Origin of the sequence: Pseudoduganella sp. UC29_71, from assembly GCF_042693265.1 — a bacterium.
In the GTDB taxonomy this organism is placed as follows: Bacteria; Pseudomonadota; Gammaproteobacteria; order Burkholderiales; family Burkholderiaceae_D; genus Rugamonas.
Genome location: NZ_CP170549.1, coordinates 6,579,970 through 6,603,635 on the forward strand (window position 1 = coordinate 6,579,970; position 23,666 = coordinate 6,603,635).

Genomic DNA, 23,666 nt, shown 5'->3' on the forward strand with positions numbered 1-23,666 from the left:
AGCGCAGCGTAACCCGCCATTACGCGGCCGCGTCCAGCGCCACATACTCCGCATTGATGGCAATGCTGATATTGCCCGACAATTCAGTCAACCGCGCCTTGAGCTGCTCCAGCTCGGCCTGGCTGCGCTCGAACGCCTCGATCTTCTGCTCCAGGCTGTCGGTCGCATCATGGATGCGCTGGATCGACGCCAGGCGGTGCTTGAGCTGGGCCTTGTGCTGGCGGATCTGCGCCTCCAGCGGCGCCATGATCACCTTCAGCCACGCCTCCGCGTCCGCGTTGGCCGCCTTGAAGCAGCGCTTCACGGCCGAGGCGATGGAGTCGAAGAAACGCTCCATCAGCACCACCCGGCTGGTCACCAGCAAGGTCACGGTGCCGAACTGCGCGTCATAGACCTCCTCGATGTCGGCAATTTCGTCGCGGTAGCGCTCCAGCGAAAACGCCATCGGCGGCGCCAGGGTCAGCCCGTGCTCGCTGGAGAATTTACGGTACATCACTTCCATCATCTCGCGGATCTCGGTGGTCTTCTGCTCCGAGGCCTGCAGGTCGCGCTTGATCTCGTCGAAGAATACCTTCACCGCCTCGCGCATGCCGGTGGAAAAGCGGCTGCGGTCCATGGCGGCGCGCACGCCCAGCACATGGTCGCGCAGGATGTCCATGCCCAGGCTGGTGTACAGCTCGGTGGACAGCCGCGTGAACACCGCGCGCGTGGCCTGCAGCTTGAACAGGCTGCTGTCGAATTCCTTCTTCTCCACATCGATGCGGCGCATCATGTGCGCCACCACGCTCTGGTTCTTGCCGCGCAGGCTTTTCAGCTCGTGCAGCTGCTCCATGATGCCGCGCATGCGCGCACCCACCAGCGCCTGCTGCGCCCCGCTCAGCGTGCCCAGCTCGCGCGCCAGCTGCTTGCGGATGATGTCCTTCTTGGCCGGAATCAGCTCGTTGAACAGCGCCTTCTCCAGCAAGCCTAAGCGGCTCTTGTCCAGCAGTGCCGCGTCGTTGTTGATCTTGCCCACCAGCGCCTTCTGCGCCGATACCGGGAACACCTGGCGCGGTTCCAGGGCCAGCATGTGCGCGGCATGCTCCTGCTGGCGTGCGATCTCGGCGTTGACCTCGGCATCGCTGCGCAGCTCGTCCCACATGCTGTCGATCTTGTTCAGCACCACCAGGCGGCCGGCGCCGTTGCCGATATGCTTGCGCCACACCTCGATGTCGCTCTTGGTCACGCCGGTGTCGGCGGCCAGGATGAACAGCACGGCGTGCGCGTGCGGGATCAGGTTCAGCGTCAGCTCCGGCTCGGTGCCGATGGCGTTCAGCCCGGGCGTATCGAGGATTACCAGGCCCTGCTTGAGCAGCGGGTGCGGGAAGTTGATGATGGCGTGGCGCCACAGCGAGATTTCCACCAAGCCATTGTCGTCCAGCGTCACCGGCATGTCCGGGTCGTCCTCGTCGTACAGGCCGTAGCGCTTGGCTTCCTCCACGTTCACGTGGCGCGTCAGGCTCACCTGGCGGAACACCTCGTGCATGGCGGCCGGCGAGTCCAGGTCCAGCGGCAGCATGGTCCAGGCCGAGGCGTTGTCGCGGTAGTCGCTGGTGGACAGGTTGTCGGCCCGGGTTTCGATCGGCAGCAGGCGGATGCAGGCCGGCCACGCCGGGTCGTACATCAGCTCGGTGGGGCACATGGTGGTGCGCCCGGCCGCCGAGGGCAGGATGCGCTGGCCGTAGTCGGCAAAGAAGATGGAGTTGATCAGTTCGGATTTGCCGCGCGAGAATTCCGCCACGAAGGCCACCGACAGCTTGTCGTCGGCCAGCCGCGCCAGGGTGCGCGCCAGGCGCTGCTCGGTGGCGGCGTCGGCCAGCTCGGCGCCGTGCAGCCATGCCTGGTACTGCTGCAGCGCCACCACCACGCCGTGGCGCCACGCACTGTACTGTTCAAGATCCCTGACCATGCTTCCCTCTTATTTCTGGCACTGCACACAATAGAAGGTCGAACGCTGCCCCTGCTTGACCTGGCGCACCGGCGTGCCGCACACGCGGCAAGGCATGCCGGTACGATCATAGACGAAATAGCTCTGCTGGAAATAGCCGGACTGGCCATTCACGCTGATAAAGTCGCGCAAGGTGCTGCCGCCCTGGACAATGGCTTCGGCCAGCACGTCGCGGATGGCCTGCGCCAGCTTCTGGTAGCGCGCCAGGCTGATGCGCCGGGCCGGCGTCTTCGGGTTGATGCCGGCCCGGAACAGGCTCTCCGAGCAGTAGATATTGCCCACGCCCACCACGATATCGCCCGCCAGCAGCACCTGCTTGATGGCCGCGCCGCGCGTGCGCGTCATGCGGTGCAGCAGTTCGCCGGTGAACGCGCCCTCCAGCGGCTCCACGCCCAGGCCGCGCAGCAGCAGGTGTTCTTCCAGGTCGCCGTCCGCGCTGGCGTGCCACAGCACTGCGCCGAAGCGGCGCGGATCGGTCATGCGCAGCACTTGCGCCGCTTCGCCGGCCGCGCCGGCGTCCACGATGAGATCAAAATGATCATGCTTTTGCGGCGGGATATCCGGCGGCAGCACGCGCAGATGGCCGGACATGCCGAGGTGGATGATCAGCGTGCCGTTATCGAAGCGCAGCAGCAGGTATTTGCCGCGCCGCCCGGTGGCGGCCACTTTGCGGCCGGCCAGCGCCTGTTCCAGGCCGGCCGGGAACGGCCAGCGCAGGCCGCTGCGGCGCAGCACCACGCCGCGCACGGTGCGGCCTTCGATATGGGGCGCGACCCCGCGCCGGGTGACTTCGACTTCTGGTAATTCTGGCATGAATGGCTTTAAATAACTTTCGTTACACCTGCAAACGGACGATGGCGGTGGGTTGGCGTAAAATCAGGGTTAGTTTCCGACCATCAGGACTATCCTTTGAAAAACGCACTCGTCATTGTAACCCTCTCTGCAGTGCTTTCCGCTTGCTCCGTTGCGCCGCAAAAACAGGCAGACGCCACCGGCCAGCCAGGCGTGGCGCCGGCCGCGCCGGAAGCCCAGGATACGCCCGCCATGCAGGCCGTGGCCGCCGCAGCGGCCGTGCAAGCCACCGAGCCGCTGCCCAGCGTCGAGCTGACCAGCGACCTGTTCTACAAGCTCACCAAGGCCGAGCTGGACTTCAAGCGCGGCCAGTGGCAGAGCGCCTACGTGACCATGATGGTGCTGGCCCAGCAGACGCGCGACCCGCGCCTGGCCCAGCGTTCGGCCGAAATGGCGCTGGCCGCCAAGCAGGGCGGCGAAGCGATGGCTGCCATCCGCCTGTGGCGCGAACTGGCGCCCGAATCGGACGAGGCGGCGCAGTACTTCCTCGGCTTTTCCGTGCTGGGCGACGACCTGAGCGAAGCCGAGCAGGTGTTCGCCCAACGCCTGAAGGCCGCGCCTGCCAATTCGCGCGGCCTGGCCATGTTCCAGATGCAGCAGTTCCTGCTGCGCGCCAAGGACAAGGCGGCCGCTTTTGCGCTGATGGAGCGCGTGCTGGCACCGTACGGCCAGTCGCTGGAAGCGCACCTGGTGCTGGCGCAGGGCGCCTACGCCAACAACGACACCGAGCGCGCCGCGAAGGAAGCGCAGCAAGCCATGCGCATCAAGCCCGATTCCGAACTGGCCCTGCTGACCATGGCGCAGGTGACGCCGGACGCGGACGCCGTGACCAGGCTGGTGACCGGCTTCCTCGCCAAATACCCGAACTCGCGCGAAGTGCGCGCGGCGTACGCGCGCATGCTGGTCGAGCAGAAACAATACGACAAGGCGCGCGAGCAGTTCCAGTTCCTGCTTAAGAGCCAGCCCGACAATCCGGCTACGCTGTACGCGCTGGGCATCATGTCCATGCAGGCCAACGACGCGGTGGCCGCCGAGGGCTATTTCAAGCATTTCGTGGAAGTGGTGGACAAGGAGGGCGGCGACGAGCGCGACCCGACCAAGGCGCTGCTGATCCTGTCCCAGATCGCCGAGGAGCGCGGCGACTTTGCCGCCGCCCAGGACTGGCTGGAAAAGATCGACGGCGGCGAACCGCGCCTGTTGCTGACCGTGAAGCTCAAGCGCGCCCAGCTGGCCGCGCGCATGGGCGACCTGGACGGCGCGCGCAAGCAGCTCACCGAGATCAAGAGCGAAGACCCGGCCGAGCTGGCGCAAGTGGCGCAGACCGACGCCCAGCTGCTGCGCGATGCCGGCCGCAGCCTGGAAGCCTACACCGTGCTGCAGGACGGCGTGCTGCGCTATCCGAACAGCCCGGACCTGCTGTACGACTTCGCGCTGGCGGCCGAGAAGCTGGGCAAGGTCGAGCTGATGGAAACGAGCTTGCGCAAGGTAATGGAGATCGCACCGGACAACCACCATGCCTACAACGCGCTGGGCTACTCGCTGGCAGACCGCAACCTGCGCCTGGACGAAGCATTCACGCTGGTGGAGAAGGCCATGCAGATGGCGCCCAACGATCCCTTCATCATGGACAGCATGGGCTGGGTGCAGTACCGCATGGGCCGGCTGAAGGAAGCCGAGGCGCTGCTGCGCCAGGCCTACACCTTGCGCAACGACCCCGAAATCGCCGTGCACCTGGGCGAAGTGCTGTGGGCGCAGGGCGACCAGGGCGGCGCGCAGAAGCTGTGGCGCGAAGCGCGCGCCAAGGACCCGCAGAACGACGCGCTGAAAAGCACGCTGGCGCGCTTGAATACGAGTTTGTGATGAGGAACTTTGCCATGCGCGCACCGGCCGCCATCATGATAACGGGCGTGATAGCGGGCGCACTGCTGTCCGGCTGCGCCAGCCTGGGCGGCGCGTCCCGCAGCGGTGCCGCCGCCGTGCAGCCCGCCCCCGGCGCCGCCGTGGCGCCGTACCGGGACACGCTGGACCTGGCCGGCAAGCTGTCCGTCACCTACAGCCGGGACGGCAAGCAGGATTCCAGCCACGTGCGTTTCACCTGGGAGCAGCGCCCTGAACGCACCGACGTCGCCATCACCGCGCCGCCGCTGAACCAGACCGTGGCCACCATCAGCGTCACGCCGCAGGAAGCGGTGCTCACCGAGAGCGGCAAGCCGCCGCGCCGCGCCGCCGACATCGCCGAATTGAGCGCGCAAACGCTGGGCTGGACCATGCCCGTGGCCGGCCTGCGCGAATGGCTGCAGGGCTACGCCACCACGGCCGCCGGCCAGCGCTTCGTCGCCAGCCCTGGCGCCAGCACCGTCACCACTGCCGACGGCTGGCGCATCACCTACGTTTCCTGGCAGGACGGCGCCCCCGGCGAGCCGGCGCGCCCCAAGCGCATCGACGCCGAACATGGCCCCATCGGCAAGCTCGACGACATGTCCATCCGCATCGTCCTCGATGCGCCGCAGACATAAATACACAAACATCATCACGCACATCGTCACCGCATGACCGAACTGAAGAACCTGCCGGCCCCCGCCAAACTGAACCTGTTCCTGCACGTGACCGGCCGCCGCGCGGACGGCTACCACATGCTGCAAACCGCCTTCCAGCTGATCGACCGCGGCGACGTGCTGCACATCCGCGTGCGCGGCGACGGCGAGCTGCGCCGCAGCAACGACATCCCCGGCGTGCCCGAGCAGCAGGACCTCGTGATCCGCGCGGCCAGGCTGCTGCAGGCCGAAGCGCAGCGCCGCAGCGGCGTGCTGCACGGCGCCGACATCACGGTGGAGAAGGTGTTGCCCATGGGCGGCGGCCTGGGCGGCGGCTCGTCCGACGCGGCCACCACGCTGATGGCGCTGAACAAGCTGTGGAACGCAGGCCTGGACCAGCAGGAACTGATGGACCTGGGCCTGCCACTGGGCGCGGACATCCCGTTCTTCATCTACGGCCGGACTGCGTTTGCCGAAGGCGTAGGGGAAGCGCTGCAGCCTGTGGCCGCGCCGGACTGTTGGTATGTTGTCATCGAGCCCGGCGTGGCCGTGCCCACGGCGGAAATATTTTGCTCCGAGCATTTGACAAGAAACACTGCGCCGATCATAATAGCGGACTTTTCCAGCCACTACGAAAATCGAAACGATTTGAAGCAGTTTGGCAAGAATGATTTGCAACAAGTAGCAACCAGATTATATGAGCCGGTAGCAAAGGCGATAGAATGGCTGGGAGCTTACGGAGATGCCAGGATGACTGGTTCCGGTGCTTGTGTGTTTTGTGCCTTTGCAGATGAAGGCCAGGCCGATGCGGTACTCGAAAGAGCGCAGGGTGTCTGGACTGCCTGGAAGGCCAGGGCGCTGAAGCAGCATCCGATCTTCGAAATGTTGTGATGGAAAAAAAGATTTTGCTTTTCGTTAGTTCGGTAGTATAATACTCGCCGTCGTAACGACAAGCAGCAAGTTTCAGCAGGGGAATCGCCAAGCTGGTTAAGGCACCGGATTTTGATTCCGGCATACCAAGGTTCGAATCCTTGTTCCCCTGCCACTTAATTTTTCTTGAGTCTGTCGATGCATCAGCGTCCAGTCAAGATAAAATACAGGTGCCCACGGCGCCGAAGCACGCAGCGCCGGATAGAGGTTTGTCCGGCAGTCAATCAAGATATCAACGCTTACTTCTCTGGGACTCCCCATGGCTTACGAAAACCTGATGGTTTTTACCGGCAACGCTAATCCTGCGCTGGCTGAAGGAGTCGCAAAAAACCTCGGCATTCCTCTCGGCAAAGCAGTCGTCTCGAAATTCTCGGACGGCGAAGTCATGGTCGAAATCAACGAAAACGTTCGTGGTAAAGACGTGTTCGTGCTGCAATCGACCTGCGCACCGACCAACGATAGCCTGATGGAACTGATTCTGATGGTCGATGCACTGAAACGCGCCTCCGCTGGCCGTATCACTGCCGCCATCCCGTATTTCGGCTACGCCCGCCAGGACCGCCGCCCACGTTCGGCGCGTGTTGCGATCTCGGCAAAAGTGGTGGCCAACATGCTGGAAAGCGCCGGCGTCGAGCGCGTCCTGATCATGGACCTGCACGCAGACCAGATCCAGGGCTTCTTCGATATTCCGGTCGATAACATCTACGCTTCCCCTATCCTGCTGGGCGACCTGCAGAAGAAGGACAACGAAGACCTGCTGGTCGTGTCGCCGGACGTTGGCGGCGTGGTCCGTGCCCGCGCCCTGGCAAAACGCCTGGGCTGCGACCTGGCCATCATCGACAAGCGCCGTCCGAAAGCCAACGTTTCCGAAGTGATGAACATCATTGGTGAAGTCGAAGGCCGCAACTGCGTCATCATGGATGACATGGTGGACACCGCCGGCACCCTGGTCAAAGCAGCGGAAGTACTGAAAGAGCGCGGCGCCAAGAAAGTGGTGGCGTATTGCACCCACGCCGTGCTGTCCGGCCCTGCGATCGACCGCATTTCCGGTTCCTCGCTGGATGAACTGGTCGTCACCGACACGATCCCGCTGTCCGAGGCTGCCAAAGCCTGCGGCAAGATCCGTCAGCTGACCTGCGCACCGCTGCTGGCCGAGACGTTCAAACGCATCATCAAGGGCGATTCCGTGATCTCCCTGTTCATCGACTAAGTTCAACTCAGTTCGGTAAAACACCCAGTTTTTAGCGGCGGCGCGACCGGTTTTTGACCGGTTGCGCCGCTGTTTTTCCGGAGCGCCCTGGTCGCGGGGCGCTTCTTCACAACAGGGCGCGAGCCTTGTTTATTATTGGAGTCTCAAATGAAAGTAGTTGCATTCAAACGCGAACTGCAGGGCACGGGTGCGAGCCGCCGCCTGCGTATTTCCGGCCAAACCCCAGGCATCGTGTACGGCGGCGCTGAAGCCCCGATCACCATCTCCCTGGACCACAACGCGCTGTACCACGCGCTGAAAAAAGAAGTGTTCCACTCGTCCATCCTGGACCTGGAAATCGACGGCAAGACCCAGCAAGTTCTGCTGCGCGACTTCCAGATGCACGCTTACAAGCAACTGGTACTGCATGCTGACTTCCAGCGCGTTGACGCCAACACCAAGCTGCACAAGAAAGTGGCCCTGCACTTCATCAACGCCGACGTATCGCCAGCAGTCAAACTGCACGGCGCCACCATCAGCCACGTGATCGCCGATCTGGACGTTTCCTGCGTTGCCAGCGAACTGCCTGAGTTCATCACCGTTGACCTGGCTAACATCGACGTTGGCCACTCGATCCACGTGTCCGACCTGGCCCTGCCAAAAGGCGTGACCGCTGTGACCCACGGCAAGAACCAGACCGTTGCCACCGCTTCGGTACCAGCCGGCCACGTGTCCGCTGAAGCGACCGCAGCCGCTGCTGCTCCAGCCGCCGATGCCAAGCCAGCCAAAGGCAAGAAGTAATCTTTTACTTCCCATGCAGTAAAATAAAAAACCCCGCTCGCGGGGTTTTTTTACATCCCGAGAATAGCTTATGTCCATCCGCTTATGTCCATCCGCCTGATCGTCGGCCTCGGCAACCCCGGTCCCGACTACGAACAAACCCGCCACAACGCCGGCTTCTGGCTGGTCGACAACCTGGCCAACAGCCTGGGTGCGCGCCTGCAGCGCGAAACCCGCTTCAACGCGCTGATGGCCAAGACTGCCGTCGGCGGCAACGAGCTGTGGCTGCTGGAGCCGCAAACCTATATGAACCGCTCCGGCCAGTCGGTGGGCGGCCTGGCGCGTTTTTACAAGATCAACCCGGACGAGGTGCTGGTCGTGCACGACGAGCTGGACATGATGCCCGGCGCGGCCAAGCTGAAGAAGGGTGGCTCCTCGGGCGGCCACAACGGCCTGAAGGACATCACCGCCGCGCTCGGCACGCAGGACTACTGGCGCCTGCGCATCGGCATCGGCCATCCGCGCACGCTGAGCCTGCAGCAGGCGGTGGCCGACTTCGTGCTGCACCGGCCGCGCCGCGACGAGCAGCTGCTGATCGATGAGGCCATCGAGAAAAGTTTGAAAATCATCCCGCTGGTGTGCGAGGGCAAGTTCCCGCTGGCCACCACGCAGCTGCACACGGCCTAGGCGGCGGCAGCCTCCGGCGCCGGTTTGCTGGCGTCGAAGTAGTAGCTGACCCGCTTGCGCGGGCTGAGATAGGCATACACGTCCTGCGGCACCTGGCTGGGCCGCAGCGCCTTGACGATGTTGAGGTCGGTTTCCAGGTCCAGGTCCACCATGATGGCTTCCAGGCGCGGCACGTCCTGGTCGTACACCACCAGCATCGGCTTCATCGGCCGCTCCGTGTTGACGGTGGCCACCATGCCCGTCATGCCGTTCGACAGCTGCACGACGGTGCCCGGCGGATACACGCCCAGGCAGCGGATAAACATCTGCAGCAGGCGCGGATCGAACTTGGGACGGTGCTTGGCGAACATCATCGACAGCGCCTCGTGCGGCGTGAGCGCGTGCGCCACGTTGAACGGGTTGCACAGCTCGTCGTAGTAATTGGCGATGGCCACGATGCGCGCCAGCACGCCTATGCCTTCCCCCTTCAGCTTGCGCGGATAGCCGCTGCCGTCGAACAGCTCGTGGTGGTCGTGGATCACGGCCGCCACCGCCGGCATGCACTGCAGGCGCTGCGCCATTTCCGCGCCGTACTGGGCGTGCATCTCGTACAGGTTCTGCTCGGCCGTGGTATAGGCTTCCGGCTTGGTGAGGATCTTGTCCGGAATGTTCTTGCGGCCGATATCGTGCAGCAGCGCGCCCAGGCCCAGCAAATTGGCAACCTCGGGCGGCAGGTTCACCTCGCGCGCGATCATCATGGCCAGCATGGTGACGTTGAGCGAATGGAAATACAGTTCCTCGTTGCCGGCGGTGTCGCCCATCACATGGATCGCCAGCTCGGGCGCGGACAGCACGGCGTCGGTGATCTGGGTGACGAGCTGCGTGGCCTGGTTCACCGATTCCTCGGGCCGCGAGAACAGGTTCTTCTCGATTTCGCGGATGGCGCGCGCGGTGGTGGTAAAGGCGCGCTCGACGCGTTCGGCGTCCGCGCGGCGCTGCTGCATGCGCGCCATCATGGCGCGCTTGGCTTGCAGTGCGGGCGACTGCGCCGTCGCCGCCGCTGCTGCCGCCGCCGCTGCCGCCTCGATGGGCCGGGCGGGCGACGCGCCCGGTGGCGGCGCGTCTTCCTGTGGCGTCACGTCGCTCAGTTCCGGCTTGTAGCGCACCGAGCGCAGGCCCAGGCTGCGCAAGGTGCTGATCTGGTCCTCGGACTTGATCTTGAAACAGCTGAACGCGAACGGGTGCTCGAACCACTTCAGGTCCAGCTCCACATACAGGCCCACGCACAGCTGGTCCATCGTAACCGTCAACTCATCCAACTTGGCACCCCCTACAGGCTAGCAATGCAAAAGTTGTGGTTATGCAAATTTATCCCCTCAGTGTATACGAGAAGTATTGCCACGGGTATTTATGGCCCGTGTCCGGCGGCGGCGTTGCCGGCGCATTCGGTCCTGCAGGGAATGGATGAATTGATTCCGTGGGTATTATCAGCAGCCATCGCCATAGTTACACTGTGCGCCATGACCCGACTATTCCATATCGATGCCTTCACGCGCATCCCGTTCCGTGGCAACCCCGCCGGCGTGGTGCTGGACGCGGACAGCCTCAGCGCGCGCCAGATGCAGGACCTGGCGCGCGAGCTGAAGCACTCCGAGACCGCCTTCGTCACGGCGCCCCGGCCGCATGGCGGCGGCGAGGATGCGCACGACCTCTGCATCCGCTACTTCACGCCGACCACGGAGGTGCCTATCTGCGGCCACGCCACCATCGCCGCCCACTATGCGCGCGCCGTGTCGCTGGGGCTGGATACGGTGGAACTGAGACAAAAGACCGGCGCCGGCGTGCAGCGCATCCGCGTGGAGCGGCAGGCGGACGGCGACTACCGCATCGTCATGCGCCAGGGGCCGCTGTCCTTCGGCGAACCCTTGTCCGCTGCGCTGCGCGGCGCGGTGGCCGGCGCGCTGGGACTGGGCGAGGGCGATTTTGCGCCGGGTCTGCCGCTGCAGATCGTCTCCACCGGCCATTCGAAGGTGATGGTGCCGCTGCGGCCCGGCGTGGCGCTGGACGCGATTGCGCCCGACCAGGCTGCGCTGGCCGCGCTCAGCGCTGAAATTGGCTGCAACGGCTGGTTCCCCTTCCAGCTGCGCCCCTGCGGGCGCGCCACCGACGGCCGCATGTTCGCGCCCGCCATTGGCATACCCGAAGACCCGGTCACCGGCAACGCCAACGGCCCGCTCGGCGCCTACCTGGTGCGCCACGGCCTGATGCCGCACGACGGCAAGCTGCTGCGCTTCGACGGCCAGCAGGGCCGCGCGCTGGGCCGCGACGGCGTGGTGCATGTCGAAGTGGCGATAGCGCAGGGCGCGCCGCAGCAAGTGTCCATCAGCGGCGGCGCCGTGATCCTGTTTTCCGCGCCGCTGGATGTCAGCCGGCTTGCTGGGACTTCCAATACTCCAGCGGCGGCTTGCCCACCAGCAGCGTAAAGCTGCGCGTGAAATGCGCCTGGTCGAAGAAGCCCAGCCGCGCTGCCAGGTCGGCCAGGTCCGGTGGCGCTGCGCGGCCCAGCCGCCAGGTGGCCTCCTGCAGGCGGTAGCGCTGGATCACCCACTTCGGCGACACGCCCACGTAGTTGCTGAACAGCCGCTGCAAGCTGCGCTCCTCGATGCCGAGCTGCGCCGACAAGGCCGCCACGCTGACGGGGCCGTTCGCGGCGGCAGCCGCCTCCACCGCCTGCTGCGCCAGCAGCGCGCGTTCGTCCACCGGCGGCAGCCGTGCGTCCAGCATGGCTTCGGCGGCCGCCACCATGGCGCTGTCGCCGTGGGCATCGCCGCCGGCGCTGCCCGGAACGTCGCCCAGCACGCGCAATTCGGCCTCGGCGCCTGGCACGCCCAGCACCTCGTCCACCGGCATGGTACGGTCCGCCAGGCGCGATAGCGGATGCGGCAGGAAAGGCCGCAGCCCGCCCGGCTTGAAGCGCACGCCCAGCACCTTGCCCGCGCCTTCCACCTTGCGTTCGAACGCGCCGCGCACCACGCCGTGGATGGCGGTGCAGCCCCGGTCGAACACCATGTGCGCATTGGGGTAGGGCAGCACGCGCTGGGTTTCCGGCGGCCGCCCGTCCAGGTCCCATTGCACCACCCAGTGGTAGTCGACAAAGGGCTGCAGCGCGGGCGAGGGCGGATAAGTGGCCAGCCGGATGCGGCGCGCCGCGCCGGCCGGATCGACCACGCCCTTGGGCATGCGCGGGGCGCTGTCGGTTTTTTCCAATCTTTTCTCCCGTTGCAACAATACAGTGGCGCTTCCATCCTCACACGAAAGAGTGCCATGAAACTACGTTATGCCTGCCTCGCCATCGCCGCCAATCTCGCCTGCCTGTCCGCCCATGCGGAACACGTGGAAGGGGCATTCGACATCAAGATGTCGCCCGCCTCGGCGCCGGAACATGAGGGCCGCACCGCCACCGGGCGCATGTTACTTGAAAAACAATACTCCGGCGAGCTGCAAGCCGCCGGCAAGGGCGAAATGCTGACCGCCATGACGGACACCAAGGGCTCCGCCGCCTATGTCGCCATCGAGCGCATCACCGGCACGCTCAAGGGCAAGGCGGGCAGTTTCGTGGTCCAGCACGCCGGCACCATGCGCGGCGGCGACAGCCGGCTGTCGGTAACCATCGTGCCCGATTCCGGCACCGGCGAACTGGCCGGCATCAGCGGCCGGATGTCGCTCAAGCAGGCGGACCGCAAGCATCGCTATGAACTGGACTACGAGCTGCCCTGATTTTTTTGCAATGCGTGCTTGACTTCTTACACCTGTCAGATATTATTGACATATCAAATCAATAACCTGGAGGCGGTCCATGAATGAAGTCTCGTTGTTCCGGCTGTACGCGCTGCGCGCGGTGTATTTGCTGGTGGTGGTCGGCCTGGCCCTGGTTATCTGGCCCGGCATTCTTCATCACAGCAAGCCGTGGGAGCTGATGGAGGGCGTGGTGGTGTGCATGCTGGCCGCGTTCTCGCTGCTGTGCGCGCTGGGCCTGCGCTATCCGCTGCAAATGCTGCCGGTGCTGATGTGGGAGCTGATCTGGAAAGTGCTGTGGCTGTCGCTGGTGGCACTGCCCGCCTGGCGCTCCGGCACCATGAGCCAGGCGGTGCTGGAAAACACCATCGCCTGCATGGTGGTGGTGCTGGTTCCGCTGGCCATGCCCTGGCGCTACGTGTTCGACCACTATCTGAAAAAATCCGGCGACCGCTGGCGCCTGGCCGGCAATTAACGTGCGAAGATAAGGGTTATGAAAAAGCCCCTTGCCTATCTCCCCCTGGCGCTGGCGGCGACGCTGGCTTCGGCCGCACCGGGCGCGCAAGCGCAGGACGGCGCGCCGCTCAAGGCGCAAGTCGCCAGCCGCGTCAACGCCATGTATCCGCAGCTGGAAACCGTCTACAAGGACTTGCACGCCCATCCCGAAATCGCCTTCCAGGAAGTGCGCACCGCCGCCAAACTGGCCGCCGAGATGCGTGCCCTGGGCTTCGAGGTGACCGAAGGCGTCGGCAAGACCGGGCTGGTGGCCATCTACAAGAACGGCCCAGGCCCCACCGTCATGGTGCGCACCGAACTGGACGCGCTGCCGATGGAGGAGAAAACCGGCTTGCCCTACGCCAGCAAGGCGCGCACCCAGTCCGGCGGCGGCGAGACCTATGTGATGCACAGCTGCGGCCACGACATCCACATGGCCAGCTGGCTGGGCGCGGCGCGCACCCTGGTTGAACTGAAATCGCAATGGCAGGGCAGCCTGATGTTCATCGCCCAGCCTGCCGAAGAAACCGTGTCCGGCGCCAAGGCCATGCTGGCCGACGGCTTGTTCAAGCGCTTCCCCAAGCCGGACGTGGCCTTCGCACTGCATTCCTGGCCCACCGCGCACGGCACCGTGGGCTACAACATCGGCGCGGTGTCGTCCAACTCGGACTCGATCGAGATCGTATTCAAAGGCCGTGGCGGCCACGGCTCGGCTCCCGACAAGGCGCTGGACCCGATCACCATTGCCGCGCGCTTCGTGGTGGACGTGCAGACCGTGGTCAGCCGCGAGAAAGATCCCAAGGAGTTCGGCGTGGTCACGATAGGCGCCATCCAGGGCGGCACCGTGGGCAACATCATTCCCGACAGCGTGGTGGTGCGCGGCACCATCCGCTCCTACAGCCCGGCCGTGCGCGCCAAGCTGCTGGAAGGCGTGCGGCGCGTGGCCAATGCGTCGGCGGCCATGGCGGGCGCGCCCGCGCCGGACGTGGAGCTCAAGTCCGGCGGCCAGGCCATCGTCAACAACGAGGCGCTGGTGCGCAAGACCGAGGCAGTGCTGAAGGATGCGCTGGGCGCCGCCAATGTCGGCCTGATCGCGCCGATGACTGCCAGCGAAGACTTCTCCGAGTACGTCAACCAGGGCGTGCCCGGCATGTTCTTCTTCACCGGCGTCTACCCCGCCAAGGCCGTTGCCGAAGCCGAAGCCCCCGGCGGCAAGCCGCTGGCCTTCAACCACTCGCCGTTCTACGCGCCCGTGCCCGAGCCATCCATCAAGACGGCGGCGCAGGCCATGAGCCTGGCGGTGCTGGGCGCGCTGGCGCGCTAGCGGGCAGGCCATGCAGCCCGTGTTCTGGCGCGACGCCGCGCTGCCCTTCATCGAGGCCCGCGCCATCCGGGGCGGTCGCGACCTGTGCTACGCGCGGCATACGCACGACACCTTCTCCATCGGCGCGGTCACCGGCGGCGTGAGCACGTACTGGAACCGGCGCAGCAAGGAAACCATCGTTGCCGGCAGCGTGGTGGTGATCAACCCGGAGGACGCGCACGCCTGCAATCCCGCCGCCGCCCAGCCCTGGTCCTACCGCATGTTTTATGTCGATGTGGACTGGCTGGCCGGTCTGCAGCACGAACTCGGTTTCAGCCGCAACGCGGACTTCAGGCCCTTCTCCAGCACGTCCAACACCACGCTGTTTGCCGGCTTGAACGCACTGTACGCCACGCTGACCAGCCGGCACGCCGACGCCCTGCAGAAGCAAAGCGCAGCGGTCGGCTTTTTCATGGACGTGCAGCAGGCGCTGGACCCAGCGCCCGCGCCGCTGGTGGACGCGAACGGCAAGCTGCTGCGCGCCGCCGAATTCATCAGCGACAATTGCACCCGCCAGCTGGCGCTGGACGACATCTGCGCGGCCGCCGGCCTGTCGCCGGCCTATCTGATCCGCGCCTTCAAGGGCCAGTTCGGCATGACGCCGCACGCCTACCTGGTCAACCGCCGCGTGCAGTACGGCCAGGCGCGCCTGAAGCGCGGCGCCGCCATTGCCGATGCCGCCCTCGAAAGCGGCTTCGCCGACCAGTCCCACTTCCAGCGCGCGTTCAAGCAGCACCTGGCTGCAACGCCGGGGCAGTACCGGGGCCGATAGGGTCCACCACGGCCTGGAACAGCCGGGCAGGCTCTTCCGCGATCCGGTTCAACACGTACAGGAAATACTCCTCGCCGAAGATGGCGTATTCGCGCGTCTGGAAGCCGCGCCGGCGCAGCGCGTCCAGCCCCTCGGCCCCCAGGCCGTGCAAGGTTTCGAATTCCGCGTTCTGCACGATGGACCCGGCCAACTCCTCCTGCAGCTGCGCGTCGTGCGTCGCCAGCGAGCAAGCGTGCCCGGCGCCGAGCAAGGTCCGCGCATAGCGGCGGTAGGCGGCCGCCAGTTCCGGGCTGTGGCGGTCCCAGGCAATCGCCGGGGATTCAAGAAAGGCGCCCTTGACCAGGCGGATACGGCCCGGATACTCCATCAGCCGCGGCAGATCCTGCGCGCTGCGGTGCAGCTTGGCCGGCACCGTGATGCCGACGTTGTGCAGCCCGGCTTCGGCGTGCAGGCGCTGGTAAGTCGCGTAGATATTGGCGGCCCGGTCCGCCCCTTCCATGGAAATCATGACTTCCCGGCCGGCGCCGGCGGCAGCCGTGGCGATGCGCCTGCCGTTGCGGTAGCCAAGTTCGGGATCGACCAGGGAGCCGATGTGGGACAAATCCAGCGACACGGAGCACTGCAAGCCTTCATGCGCGAGCGCCGCCACCAGATCGAGGAAGACAGCGGTTTCGCTGTTCGCGGTAGCCTCGTCGCGGCAGCTTTCGCCCACATATTCGGCCGAGCCCGCGTGTCCGCGCGCGGCCACGCCGTGCAGATGCCGCACCACATCCGCAACGGTCTGCCCCGCCACGTAGCGCCCGGCCACGCGCCGCATATAGGGCCGCAGCAGCGGATCGCGGCAGAAGCGCTCTTTTGCCTGCTCGTTGAGCGCCAAAGCGCGCAGGCAGTCGGCGGCCTGCGCCATCAAATTCGTGGTCTGCATACTTTTCCTTTCGAAGTAGTCGAAAAGGCATCGTATGCGCGCTGCCGTGCTGCTGTATTGAAGAAAATTACCCTTGTTAGTCGGCTTGCTTGTTGGATTGCAGCGTAAAGCCGATCAGGCGCGCCACGACTGCTGCGAGGTACATCAGGCCGACCAGCATCTCCACGCTGGCGATCGCCCGCGCATGGGAGGTCAGCGGGATGACGTCGCCGATGCCGGTGCTCGACAGCAGCGCGAAGCTCAGGTAGTTCAGTTCGGTCCACGTGCGCGGTTCTGCGGCGTTCAGCGCCGCCCCGAACGTGCCGGGCTGCAGCGCCTGGATCAGGATGAATACGTGCGTAAAAGCCCATGCCAGCAGCGTGAAGGCGGCGCCCGCTGCGAACAGTTCGTCGGTGGTGGCCAGGCGGTCTTCCATCATATAGGCCACCAGGCTGCCAGCCGCATAGAAGTAAAAGGCGGCTTCCAGCGCGGAGGACCAGGGCAGCAGCCCGGGCAGGCCGAACGCCATTTGCAGCCCCAGCAGAACCACGACCGGCCCGGCGATGCTGGCGCTGACCCAGGCATGGCCCGGCGTGCGCCGCACCATGCGCGTGGCCACCACCAGCACCAGGATGCCGAACACATTGAAAATGATGTGGCCGCCGCGCACGCTTTCGATAAAGGGATAGAGCAGCATGCCCAGCAATTGCGTCAGCAGCAGCACGGCCGACGGGTGGCGCTTGGTGCTGCGCACCAGGGGAAACGGGTTCACGCCTCGGTCCCCGACAGGGTTTCCAGTACTTGCCGCACGGCGCCGGGGATGGTCACGGAGCGGTTGCTGGCGCGTTCGACGTAGACATGGACGAAGTGGCCGGCCGCGCAGGGCTGCGGATCGTCATTGCGGAACAGGGCGATGTCGTAGCGCACGCTTGAATTGCCCAGCTTGGCCACGCGGATGCCGGCGTGCACCGTGTCGGGGAAGGAGATCGAGCTGAAGTAGGCGCAGCCGCTGTCGACCACGAAGCCGACCACGTCGCCCTGATGGATGTCCAGCACGCCGCGCTCGATCAGGAACTGGTTCACGGCCGTGTCGAAATAGGAATAATAAACAACGTTGTTCACATGGCCATACACATCGTTGTCCATCCAGCGCGTCGGAATGGACAGAAAATGGGGAACTGCGAGCGGGTAGCGTCGCGCATCGTCATGGAAGCTCCTGGTTCTGAGGTACAATTGATCCTTACGCGCGGGCAATCGGCGCAGCAAAACAATACCATCATTAAAGGTTTTTCATGAGTCTCCAATGCGGCATCGTCGGCCTGCCTAACGTCGGCAAGTCCACTCTTTTCAATGCACTGACCAAGGCCGGCATCCCGGCTGAAAACTATCCGTTCTGCACCATCGAGCCGAACGTCGGCGTGGTGGAAGTGCCGGACCCGCGCATGGCCGCCCTGGCTGACATCGTCAAGCCCGAGCGCATGGTCAACGCCATCGTCGAGTTCGTCGACATCGCCGGCCTGGTGGCTGGCGCATCGCAGGGCGAGGGCCTGGGCAACCAGTTCCTGTCGCACATCCGCGAAACCGACGCCATCGTCAACGTAGTGCGCTGCTTCGAAGACGAGAATGTGATTCACGTTGCCGGTAAAGTTAGCCCGCTGGACGATATCGAAGTGATTCAAACCGAATTGGCGCTGGCCGATTTGGGTACTGCTGAAAAAGCCCTGCACCGCGAAAATAAAAAAGCCCGTTCCGGCGACAAGGATGCGCAGAAACTGGTCACGCTGCTGGAAAAAATTATCCCGCAACTGAATGAAGCCAAACCTGTGCGCGCCATGGGCCTGGATGCGGATCAAATGGCGCTCATCAAGCCGCTGTGCCTGATTACCGCCAAGCCCGCCATGTATGTGGCCAACGTTTCCGATACCGGTTTCACCAATAATCCGCTGCTGGATCAATTGACCGAATACGCGAAATCGCAGAATGCGCCTATCGTTGCCATTTGCGCCGCGATTGAAGCAGAAATCGCCGATCTGGACGACGCCGATAAAACGGAATTCCTGTCCGATATGGGCATGGAAGAGCCTGGCCTGGATCGCCTGATTCGCGCTGCATATAAACTGCTGGGCCTGCAGACTTATTTCACCGCCGGCGTAAAAGAAGTGCGCGCCTGGACGATTCATATCGGCGATACCGCTCCGCAAGCGGCGGGTGTGATTCACACCGACTTCGAACGCGGCTTTATCCGCGCGCAGACCATCGCCTATGACGATTACATCGCCTACAAGGGCGAATCGGGCGCCAAGGAAGCCGGCAAGATGCGCGCCGAGGGCAAGGAATATGTCGTCAAGGATGGCGACGTGCTGAACTTCCTGTTCAACGTCTAAATACTTCAGCGGCCTCGGCCGCAGTAAAAAAGCCGCGAGCGATCGCGGCTTTTTTTTTCGCCCGTACCCATCACTGCGGCCATGGCACACTCAAATCTGGCGCGAACAAGCCAGAAACTGGCATGAATAAGTCGTGCCAGCCCCGTAAAATGGTCGCCGGGCCGGAGTTACTGCCTGGCTTCGAAGTCTTTCACGGCTTTGGTGAACTGGTCCATCAGTGGATTGGGAACAGCGAGCGACAGCTGGTAGTGCTCGATTTCAAATCCCTGGGCGGTGCGGTGGAGCACGCCGCTGGCCTGGCAAATACCCATCTGCGTATTCAGCTGCTCATCGAACCAGGCATAGCTTTTATCCCGAGAGAAATAGACATTGCGTTTAATTGCCGTGAATGACCAAGCTTTTTTCCGGTCGAAGAATGGCTTGGCCCAGACTTTGAACTGGTCGCGCGTCCATATTTCAGTTTTGTCGGTGCCGATATAAATACCGTTGGCCGCCATTTTGTCGAAATAAACCGGATCGGCATTGGCGGCGTCTTTATGCCACTGATCCATAAAGGTATTGACCTGCTGGCGGAAAGCAGCGTCGGCGTCGGCCGATTGTGCGCCGGCGGTGGCGCTCATCAGGAAAAAAACGAGGACGGCAAGCAATTGCTTCATGGGGGCTCCGGAAAATTTAGTAAAGCGAGCATACACCAGGGCGGGCGATGGGCGAGGCTGGCTGTATAATCGTCAAGTTCGCCGTCCACCGGCCCTTTAGCTTCTCCTCACCACAGAAAACGAAATCTCATGGCTTCATCCAACGATAACGTCAGCATGGCGCTGTTCTGCGACTTCGAAAACGTCGCCCTCGGCGTGCGCGACGCCAATTACGAAAAGTTCGACATCAAGCCCGTGCTGGAGCGTTTATTGCTCAAAGGCAGCATCGTGGTCAAAAAATCGTATTGCGACTGGGACCGCTACAAGGGTTTCAAGGCGCCCATGCACGAGGCCAATTTCGAGCTGATCGAAATCCCCCACGTGCGCCAATCGGGCAAGAACTCGGCCGACATTCGCATGGTGGTGGACGCGCTGGACCTGTGCTACACCAAGTCCCACGTTAACACTTTCGTCATTATTTCCGGCGACTCGGACTTCTCGCCGCTGGTCTCCAAGCTGCGCGAGAACAACAAGAAAGTGATCGGCGTGGGCGTCAAGCAATCCACGTCGGATCTGCTGGTGGCCAACTGCGACGAGTTCATCTTCTATGACGACCTGGTACGCGAAGTGCGCCGCGCGGCCGCCAAGCGCGACACCCGCGAAGGCCAGCCCGCCGTCAAGCGCACCCCGGAGGAGGAAAAACGCCGCCGCGAGGAAATGGACAAGCGTCGCCGCGAAGCGGTGGACATGGCGTTCGAGACCTTCGAAGCGCTGGTGGCCGAACGTGGCGATTCCGGCAAGATCTGGGCCTCCGTGCTGAAAGAGGCGATCAAGCGCCGCAAGCCGGATTTCAGCGAGTCCTATTACGGTTTCCGCACGTTCGGCAACCTGCTGGAAGAAGCCAAGGCGCGCGGCCTGCTGGAATTCGGCCGCGACGAGAAATCCGGCGCCTATGTATACCGTAGCAGCGGCGCGGGCGTAGGCGAGCAGGGCGTGGCGGGCGAAGGTTCGCAGGCATCCGCGCCCACGGCGCCGGTGCAGCACGAAGCGGGCGAGGGCCGCCATGAAGGCCGTCGCGGCCGTGGCCGTGGCCGCAACCGTGGCGGCGACCGCCACGCGAGCCATGAGCCGGTGCCCGAGGAAGTGTCGGCCGAGCTGCAGCTGGCGCAGGACGAGAACGCGTACGCGGAAGCGGAAGCCGTGCATGCGGCCGAAGATGCTTCCTACGCGCAGCAGGTAGTTCTCACGCAGCACGCTGACGAGCCGGACGCGCAAGCGGCCGATGCGGATGCCGACGTGGACGCGGACAGCGAGCAGGACGACCGCGACGAGGAAGAGCGCGCGCTCGACGCCGCTGCGGCCGCCATCGCCAATGCCAACAGCACGGCGGGCGCGCGCGCTGCGCAGCAAGGCCAGCAGGGCAAGCGCAAGCCGCCCAAGATCCCGGCCCGCCAGGCCAAGGCTGCCAAGGTGAAGGCCGCGCAGTCCGCCTCTTCCGGCGATGGCCGTGGCAAGCAAGGTGGGCAAGGCAGGGCAGGGCAGCGTGGCGGCGCCGCTATGGCTCCGGCCGCCGTGTCGCCATCAGCCGCATCGCAGGCAGCGCTGTCTCAGGCAGCTGTCGCGCCGGCTGCGGCGATCCCGGCGGCCGCAGTGGTCCCGGTAGTTGCGCCGGACCACGCATCGCAATCGGCGCAATCGGCGCCATCCGGTGCAGAGCCGGGCACCGAAGCCATGGCGGCGGGCAAGCCAGCGGCCAAAGGCCGTGCACGCGCGCCTGCCAAGGGCCGTGCCAAGGCCGGCGAATCGCGCATCACCGCCGCCGCAGCGGAAGCTGCCGCGGCGACCGAGGCGCCGGTGGTAGCGCCGACCAGCGCTCCGGCCGCGTCCCCGCAGGCTGACGCCGAACAGGCAACACCAGCGCGCGGCGGCCGCCGTGGCGCGGCAGCGGCCAAGCAGGCCAAGCCGAAGGCAACGCCGGCGCCCGCTGTGGCGCTCGCACCGGAGCCGGCATCGGCCGGCCAGGGCGAAGCAGCAGACGGCGCGTCCGGCGAAGCCAAGCCGGCCCGCAAGCCGGCTGCGCGCGGCCCGCGTCGTCCGCGCAAGGCCGAAGCGCAGTAATCGTACGCGGCGCGGCAAGTCCGCGTCGCTGATGGAGCGTGGCCGCTGCCGCCAGCGCTGTCCCGGCGGCGCGCGTGCCGCCGTCGCCCTGCGCAAACCGCTTCCGGATTTGCGCCCAATCCCGGCTTTTCGCTGCGCCGTAGCGCAACGCCGCGGCTTCCCTGATTTACTGAAAGACACTTTGCTGCCATACTGCCAACTTGAATAACATTTTGGCAGCGGCCGTTCACGCTGCCTGCGGCGGTCAGCATGGCTATCCTCTCCGAAATCAACCTCTACCCCATCAAATCCTGCGCCGGCATGTCCCTGCGTTCAGCCACGCTGACCAGCGCCGGACTGATGAAAGAGCAGATTTACGACCGCGAGTGGATGGTGGTCGACGAAGCAGGTCTGGCGCTGACCCAGCGCGAACATCCGCGCATGGCCCTCATCGTGCCGCGCCTGAAGGCCGACACGCTGGAATTGCGCGCCCCCGGCATGCTGCGCCTGGAAATCGAACTCGGCCTGCCGGACCCGGAACTGGCCCCCAGGCGCACCGTGCAAGTGTGGGACGACCAGGTGCTGGCCTACGACTGCGACGCCACCACGGCGACCTGGTTCAGCAATTTCCTCGGCCTGCCGTGCCGCCTGGTGCGTTTCCACGCCAACGCCACCCGCGCCGTGTCCCAGAAATGGACCAAGGGCGTCGAGGCGACCACCATGTTTTCGGACGGTTACCCCATGCTGGTGGCCGGCAGCGCCTCGCTGGCCGACCTGAACGACAAGCTGGTCAAGGCCGGCCGCCAGGCTATCCCCATGAACCGCTTCCGCCCCAACCTGGTGCTGGACGGCATAGAAGCCTTCGAGGAAGACTACGCCGAAGACTTCCGCGCCGGCAGCGCCGTGCTCAAGCCGGTCAAACCCTGCCCGCGCTGCCCCATGCCGTCGATCGACCAGGCCACCGGCGAGTTCGGCCCCGACCCGCTCGACATCATGGCCGGCTACCGCGCCAAGCCCGAAGTGGAGGGCGCGCTGTGCTTCGGCATGAACAGCATCCTGATCGAAGGCGAAGGCCAGGAACTGCGCGTGGGCCAGGAAATCGCCGTCAACCTGGCGTTCTGATGCCATGATGCCCATCAAAAAGCCCGACGCGCACAACCTGGAGGCGGAAAACCAGGCGCTGCGCACGCGCATGGCCTATCTGCTGGAACAGGCCGAGCGCAACCACAACATCATGATGCGGCACCAGGCCTTCGACCTGGAAATCGTCAGCGCCTCCACCTTTCCCGAACTGGTCGGCACCATCTTCCGCACGCTGCCCATCATTTCGGAACTGGAAGCGGTGACCCTGACCCTGATCGACGAAGGCGGCGACATCCACACCGTGATGGGCAAGCTGGGCGTGAACTTCACCGAGTTCCCGGACCTGATTTTTGTGGAAGACGTGGACAGCCTGGGCTTCGACCTGGGCCGCCGCAACGCCTATTCGCCCACGCCGCGTCCGCTGCTCGGCATGTACGACGCCTTCAAGCACGGCCACGCCTTCCCGCGTCCGCCGGACGGGCTGCAAAGCGTGGCGCTGGTGCCGCTGCTGCGCAACAAGCGCATTATCGGCAGCCTGAACCTGGGCAGCGTGGACCCCACGCGCTTCACGCCCAGCCTGGGCACCGACTTCATCGAGCACATGGCCTCCATCATCGCCATCTGCCTGGAGAATGTGATCTCCAACGAGATGCTCAAATACATCGGGCTGACCGACTCGCTGACCGGCGTCTACAACCGGCGCTATATGGACCGGCGCCTGCTGGAAGAGATTTCGCGCGCGCGGCGCCAGGCCTACGACATCTCCTTCATGTACATCGACATCGACCACTTCAAGCGGGTCAACGACACGGTGGGCCACCAGGGCGGCGACGAAGTGTTGCGCGAAGTGGCGCAGCGCATCAAGGCCGAGCTGCGGCTGTCGGACGCGCTGGCGCGCTTTGGCGGCGAAGAATTCGTAGTCCTGCTGATCAATGCCGACCTGGACAGCGCCGCCTTCGTGGCCGAGCGCATCCGCGCCGGCATCGCCGCCAGCATGATAGACGTGTCGCCCAGCGTGCGCGTCTCCATCACCGCCTCGATCGGCGTGGCCTGCCTGGACCGCAGCGACCCCAGCGTCACCCCCGAAACCTCGGCCAACGAGCTGATCGCCCAGGCCGACTCCGCGCTCTATCAAGCCAAGGACAGCGGCCGCAACCGCGTCATCACCTACCGCCCCGGCGCCTAAGCGCCTCCGCCCGC

General features: G+C 64.8%; 23 protein-coding genes and 1 tRNA gene. 16 read left to right on the forward strand and 8 right to left on the reverse strand.

The annotated features are described in order from the left end of the window. Nucleotides 1-19: 19 nt before the first annotated feature. Nucleotides 20-1,948 carry a dynamin family protein gene (locus ACFJI2_RS29405; RefSeq protein ID WP_377702986.1) on the reverse strand — a complete coding sequence of 643 codons (1,929 nt, stop codon included), beginning with the start codon at nt 1,946-1,948 and terminating at the stop codon, nt 20-22. Nucleotides 1,949-1,957: 9 nt separating this feature from the next. Continuing rightward, nucleotides 1,958-2,800 (reverse strand): bifunctional DNA-formamidopyrimidine glycosylase/DNA-(apurinic or apyrimidinic site) lyase, encoded by an 843-nt coding sequence (gene mutM / locus ACFJI2_RS29410; RefSeq protein ID WP_377702987.1) that lies wholly within the window; start codon nt 2,798-2,800, stop codon nt 1,958-1,960. Between the two features lie 96 nt (nt 2,801-2,896). Between mutM and ACFJI2_RS29415 the strand changes: the two genes are divergently transcribed. The 7 genes from ACFJI2_RS29415 to pth all read left to right on the forward strand — a co-directional run bounded on the left by ACFJI2_RS29415 (nt 2,897) and on the right by pth (nt 8,959). Beyond that, complete coding sequence (locus ACFJI2_RS29415) at nt 2,897-4,699, forward strand: tetratricopeptide repeat protein (RefSeq protein WP_377702988.1); 1,803 nt, start codon at nt 2,897-2,899, stop codon at nt 4,697-4,699. Then, nucleotides 4,699-5,355 (forward strand): outer membrane lipoprotein LolB, encoded by a 657-nt coding sequence (locus ACFJI2_RS29420; protein ID WP_107870000.1) that lies wholly within the window; start codon nt 4,699-4,701, stop codon nt 5,353-5,355. Before ACFJI2_RS29415 ends, ACFJI2_RS29420 begins: the two co-directional genes overlap by 1 nt. Nucleotides 5,356-5,388: 33 nt before the next feature. Continuing rightward, nucleotides 5,389-6,264, forward strand: a complete 876-nt coding sequence (gene ispE / locus ACFJI2_RS29425; protein WP_377702989.1) for a 4-(cytidine 5'-diphospho)-2-C-methyl-D-erythritol kinase — start codon at nt 5,389-5,391, stop codon at nt 6,262-6,264. Between the two features lie 77 nt (nt 6,265-6,341). After that, nucleotides 6,342-6,418: transfer RNA gene (locus ACFJI2_RS29430), tRNA-Gln, on the forward strand. 144 nt (nt 6,419-6,562) lie between these two features. After that, nucleotides 6,563-7,513 carry a ribose-phosphate pyrophosphokinase gene (locus ACFJI2_RS29435; protein ID WP_056404184.1) on the forward strand — a complete coding sequence of 317 codons (951 nt, stop codon included), beginning with the start codon at nt 6,563-6,565 and terminating at the stop codon, nt 7,511-7,513. Nucleotides 7,514-7,660: 147 nt separating this feature from the next. Beyond that, nucleotides 7,661-8,293, forward strand: a complete 633-nt coding sequence (locus ACFJI2_RS29440; protein WP_107870002.1) for a 50S ribosomal protein L25/general stress protein Ctc — start codon at nt 7,661-7,663, stop codon at nt 8,291-8,293. 84 nt (nt 8,294-8,377) lie between these two features. Then, nucleotides 8,378-8,959, forward strand: coding sequence for an aminoacyl-tRNA hydrolase (gene pth / locus ACFJI2_RS29445; RefSeq protein ID WP_377702990.1), 582 nt, complete (start codon nt 8,378-8,380; stop codon nt 8,957-8,959). On the opposite strand, the gene ACFJI2_RS29450 is transcribed toward pth, so the two are convergent. Further along, on the reverse strand, nt 8,956-10,236 hold the full coding sequence (locus ACFJI2_RS29450; protein WP_377702991.1) for an HD-GYP domain-containing protein: 1,281 nt from the start codon (nt 10,234-10,236) through the stop codon (nt 8,956-8,958). The genes pth and ACFJI2_RS29450 overlap by 4 nt on opposite strands. 222 nt (nt 10,237-10,458) lie before the next feature. On the opposite strand from ACFJI2_RS29450, the gene ACFJI2_RS29455 reads away from it, so the two are divergent. Continuing rightward, complete coding sequence (locus ACFJI2_RS29455) at nt 10,459-11,421, forward strand: PhzF family isomerase (protein WP_377702992.1); 963 nt, start codon at nt 10,459-10,461, stop codon at nt 11,419-11,421. Here ACFJI2_RS29455 and ACFJI2_RS29460 read toward each other — a convergent pair. Further along, nucleotides 11,363-12,205 carry a DUF6597 domain-containing transcriptional factor gene (locus tag ACFJI2_RS29460; protein ID WP_377702994.1) on the reverse strand — a complete coding sequence of 281 codons (843 nt, stop codon included), beginning with the start codon at nt 12,203-12,205 and terminating at the stop codon, nt 11,363-11,365. The genes ACFJI2_RS29455 and ACFJI2_RS29460 overlap by 59 nt on opposite strands. Before the next feature lie 57 nt (nt 12,206-12,262). Here ACFJI2_RS29460 and ACFJI2_RS29465 point away from each other — a divergent pair, with 57 nt between their 5' ends. The 4 genes from ACFJI2_RS29465 (at nt 12,263) to ACFJI2_RS29480 (ending at nt 15,363) form a co-directional block, all read left to right on the forward strand. Beyond that, entirely contained in the window at nt 12,263-12,715 is a 453-nt protein-coding gene (locus tag ACFJI2_RS29465; RefSeq protein ID WP_377702995.1) for a DUF3224 domain-containing protein, read from the forward strand. Nucleotides 12,716-12,794: 79 nt separating this feature from the next. Beyond that, the gene (locus ACFJI2_RS29470; RefSeq protein WP_107870008.1) at nt 12,795-13,208 is read left to right on the forward strand and encodes a hypothetical protein; all 414 of its coding nucleotides are present in this window, start codon (nt 12,795-12,797) and stop codon (nt 13,206-13,208) included. Between the two features lie 18 nt (nt 13,209-13,226). Next, nucleotides 13,227-14,552 (forward strand): amidohydrolase, encoded by a 1,326-nt coding sequence (locus ACFJI2_RS29475; RefSeq protein WP_377702997.1) that lies wholly within the window; start codon nt 13,227-13,229, stop codon nt 14,550-14,552. Between the two features lie 10 nt (nt 14,553-14,562). Then, nucleotides 14,563-15,363, forward strand: coding sequence for an AraC family transcriptional regulator (locus ACFJI2_RS29480; RefSeq protein ID WP_377702998.1), 801 nt, complete (start codon nt 14,563-14,565; stop codon nt 15,361-15,363). On the opposite strand, the gene ACFJI2_RS29485 is transcribed toward ACFJI2_RS29480, so the two are convergent. From ACFJI2_RS29485 to ACFJI2_RS29495, 3 genes are all read right to left on the reverse strand, one after another. After that, a complete protein-coding gene (locus tag ACFJI2_RS29485) occupies nt 15,317-16,288 on the reverse strand; it encodes a proline dehydrogenase family protein (RefSeq protein ID WP_377702999.1) in 972 nt (323 codons plus the stop codon). The genes ACFJI2_RS29480 and ACFJI2_RS29485 overlap by 47 nt on opposite strands. Before the next feature lie 76 nt (nt 16,289-16,364). Then, the gene (locus ACFJI2_RS29490; RefSeq protein WP_377703000.1) at nt 16,365-17,039 is read right to left on the reverse strand and encodes an ion channel; all 675 of its coding nucleotides are present in this window, start codon (nt 17,037-17,039) and stop codon (nt 16,365-16,367) included. Beyond that, the gene (locus tag ACFJI2_RS29495) at nt 17,036-17,428 is read right to left on the reverse strand and encodes an acyl-CoA thioesterase (RefSeq protein ID WP_377705927.1); all 393 of its coding nucleotides are present in this window, start codon (nt 17,426-17,428) and stop codon (nt 17,036-17,038) included. The genes ACFJI2_RS29490 and ACFJI2_RS29495 overlap by 4 nt, the downstream gene beginning before the upstream one ends. 131 nt (nt 17,429-17,559) lie before the next feature. Here ACFJI2_RS29495 and ychF point away from each other — a divergent pair, with 131 nt between their 5' ends. Beyond that, entirely contained in the window at nt 17,560-18,651 is a 1,092-nt protein-coding gene (gene ychF, locus ACFJI2_RS29500) for a redox-regulated ATPase YchF (RefSeq protein ID WP_107870012.1), read from the forward strand. 167 nt (nt 18,652-18,818) lie between these two features. On the opposite strand, the gene ACFJI2_RS29505 is transcribed toward ychF, so the two are convergent. Continuing rightward, a complete protein-coding gene (locus ACFJI2_RS29505) occupies nt 18,819-19,307 on the reverse strand; it encodes a nuclear transport factor 2 family protein (RefSeq protein ID WP_377703001.1) in 489 nt (162 codons plus the stop codon). A gap of 129 nt (nt 19,308-19,436) precedes the next feature. Here ACFJI2_RS29505 and ACFJI2_RS29510 point away from each other — a divergent pair, with 129 nt between their 5' ends. The 3 genes from ACFJI2_RS29510 (at nt 19,437) to ACFJI2_RS29520 (ending at nt 23,652) form a co-directional block, all read left to right on the forward strand. After that, a complete protein-coding gene (locus tag ACFJI2_RS29510; protein ID WP_377703002.1) occupies nt 19,437-21,404 on the forward strand; it encodes an NYN domain-containing protein in 1,968 nt (655 codons plus the stop codon). A 249-nt stretch (nt 21,405-21,653) separates the two neighbouring features. Continuing rightward, the gene (locus ACFJI2_RS29515) at nt 21,654-22,505 is read left to right on the forward strand and encodes an MOSC domain-containing protein (protein ID WP_377703003.1); all 852 of its coding nucleotides are present in this window, start codon (nt 21,654-21,656) and stop codon (nt 22,503-22,505) included. Nucleotides 22,506-22,509: 4 nt separating this feature from the next. Further along, nucleotides 22,510-23,652: a DUF484 family protein gene (locus ACFJI2_RS29520; RefSeq protein ID WP_377703004.1), complete on the forward strand. Its 1,143-nt coding sequence runs from the start codon at nt 22,510-22,512 to the stop codon at nt 23,650-23,652. Nucleotides 23,653-23,666 lie beyond the last annotated feature (14 nt).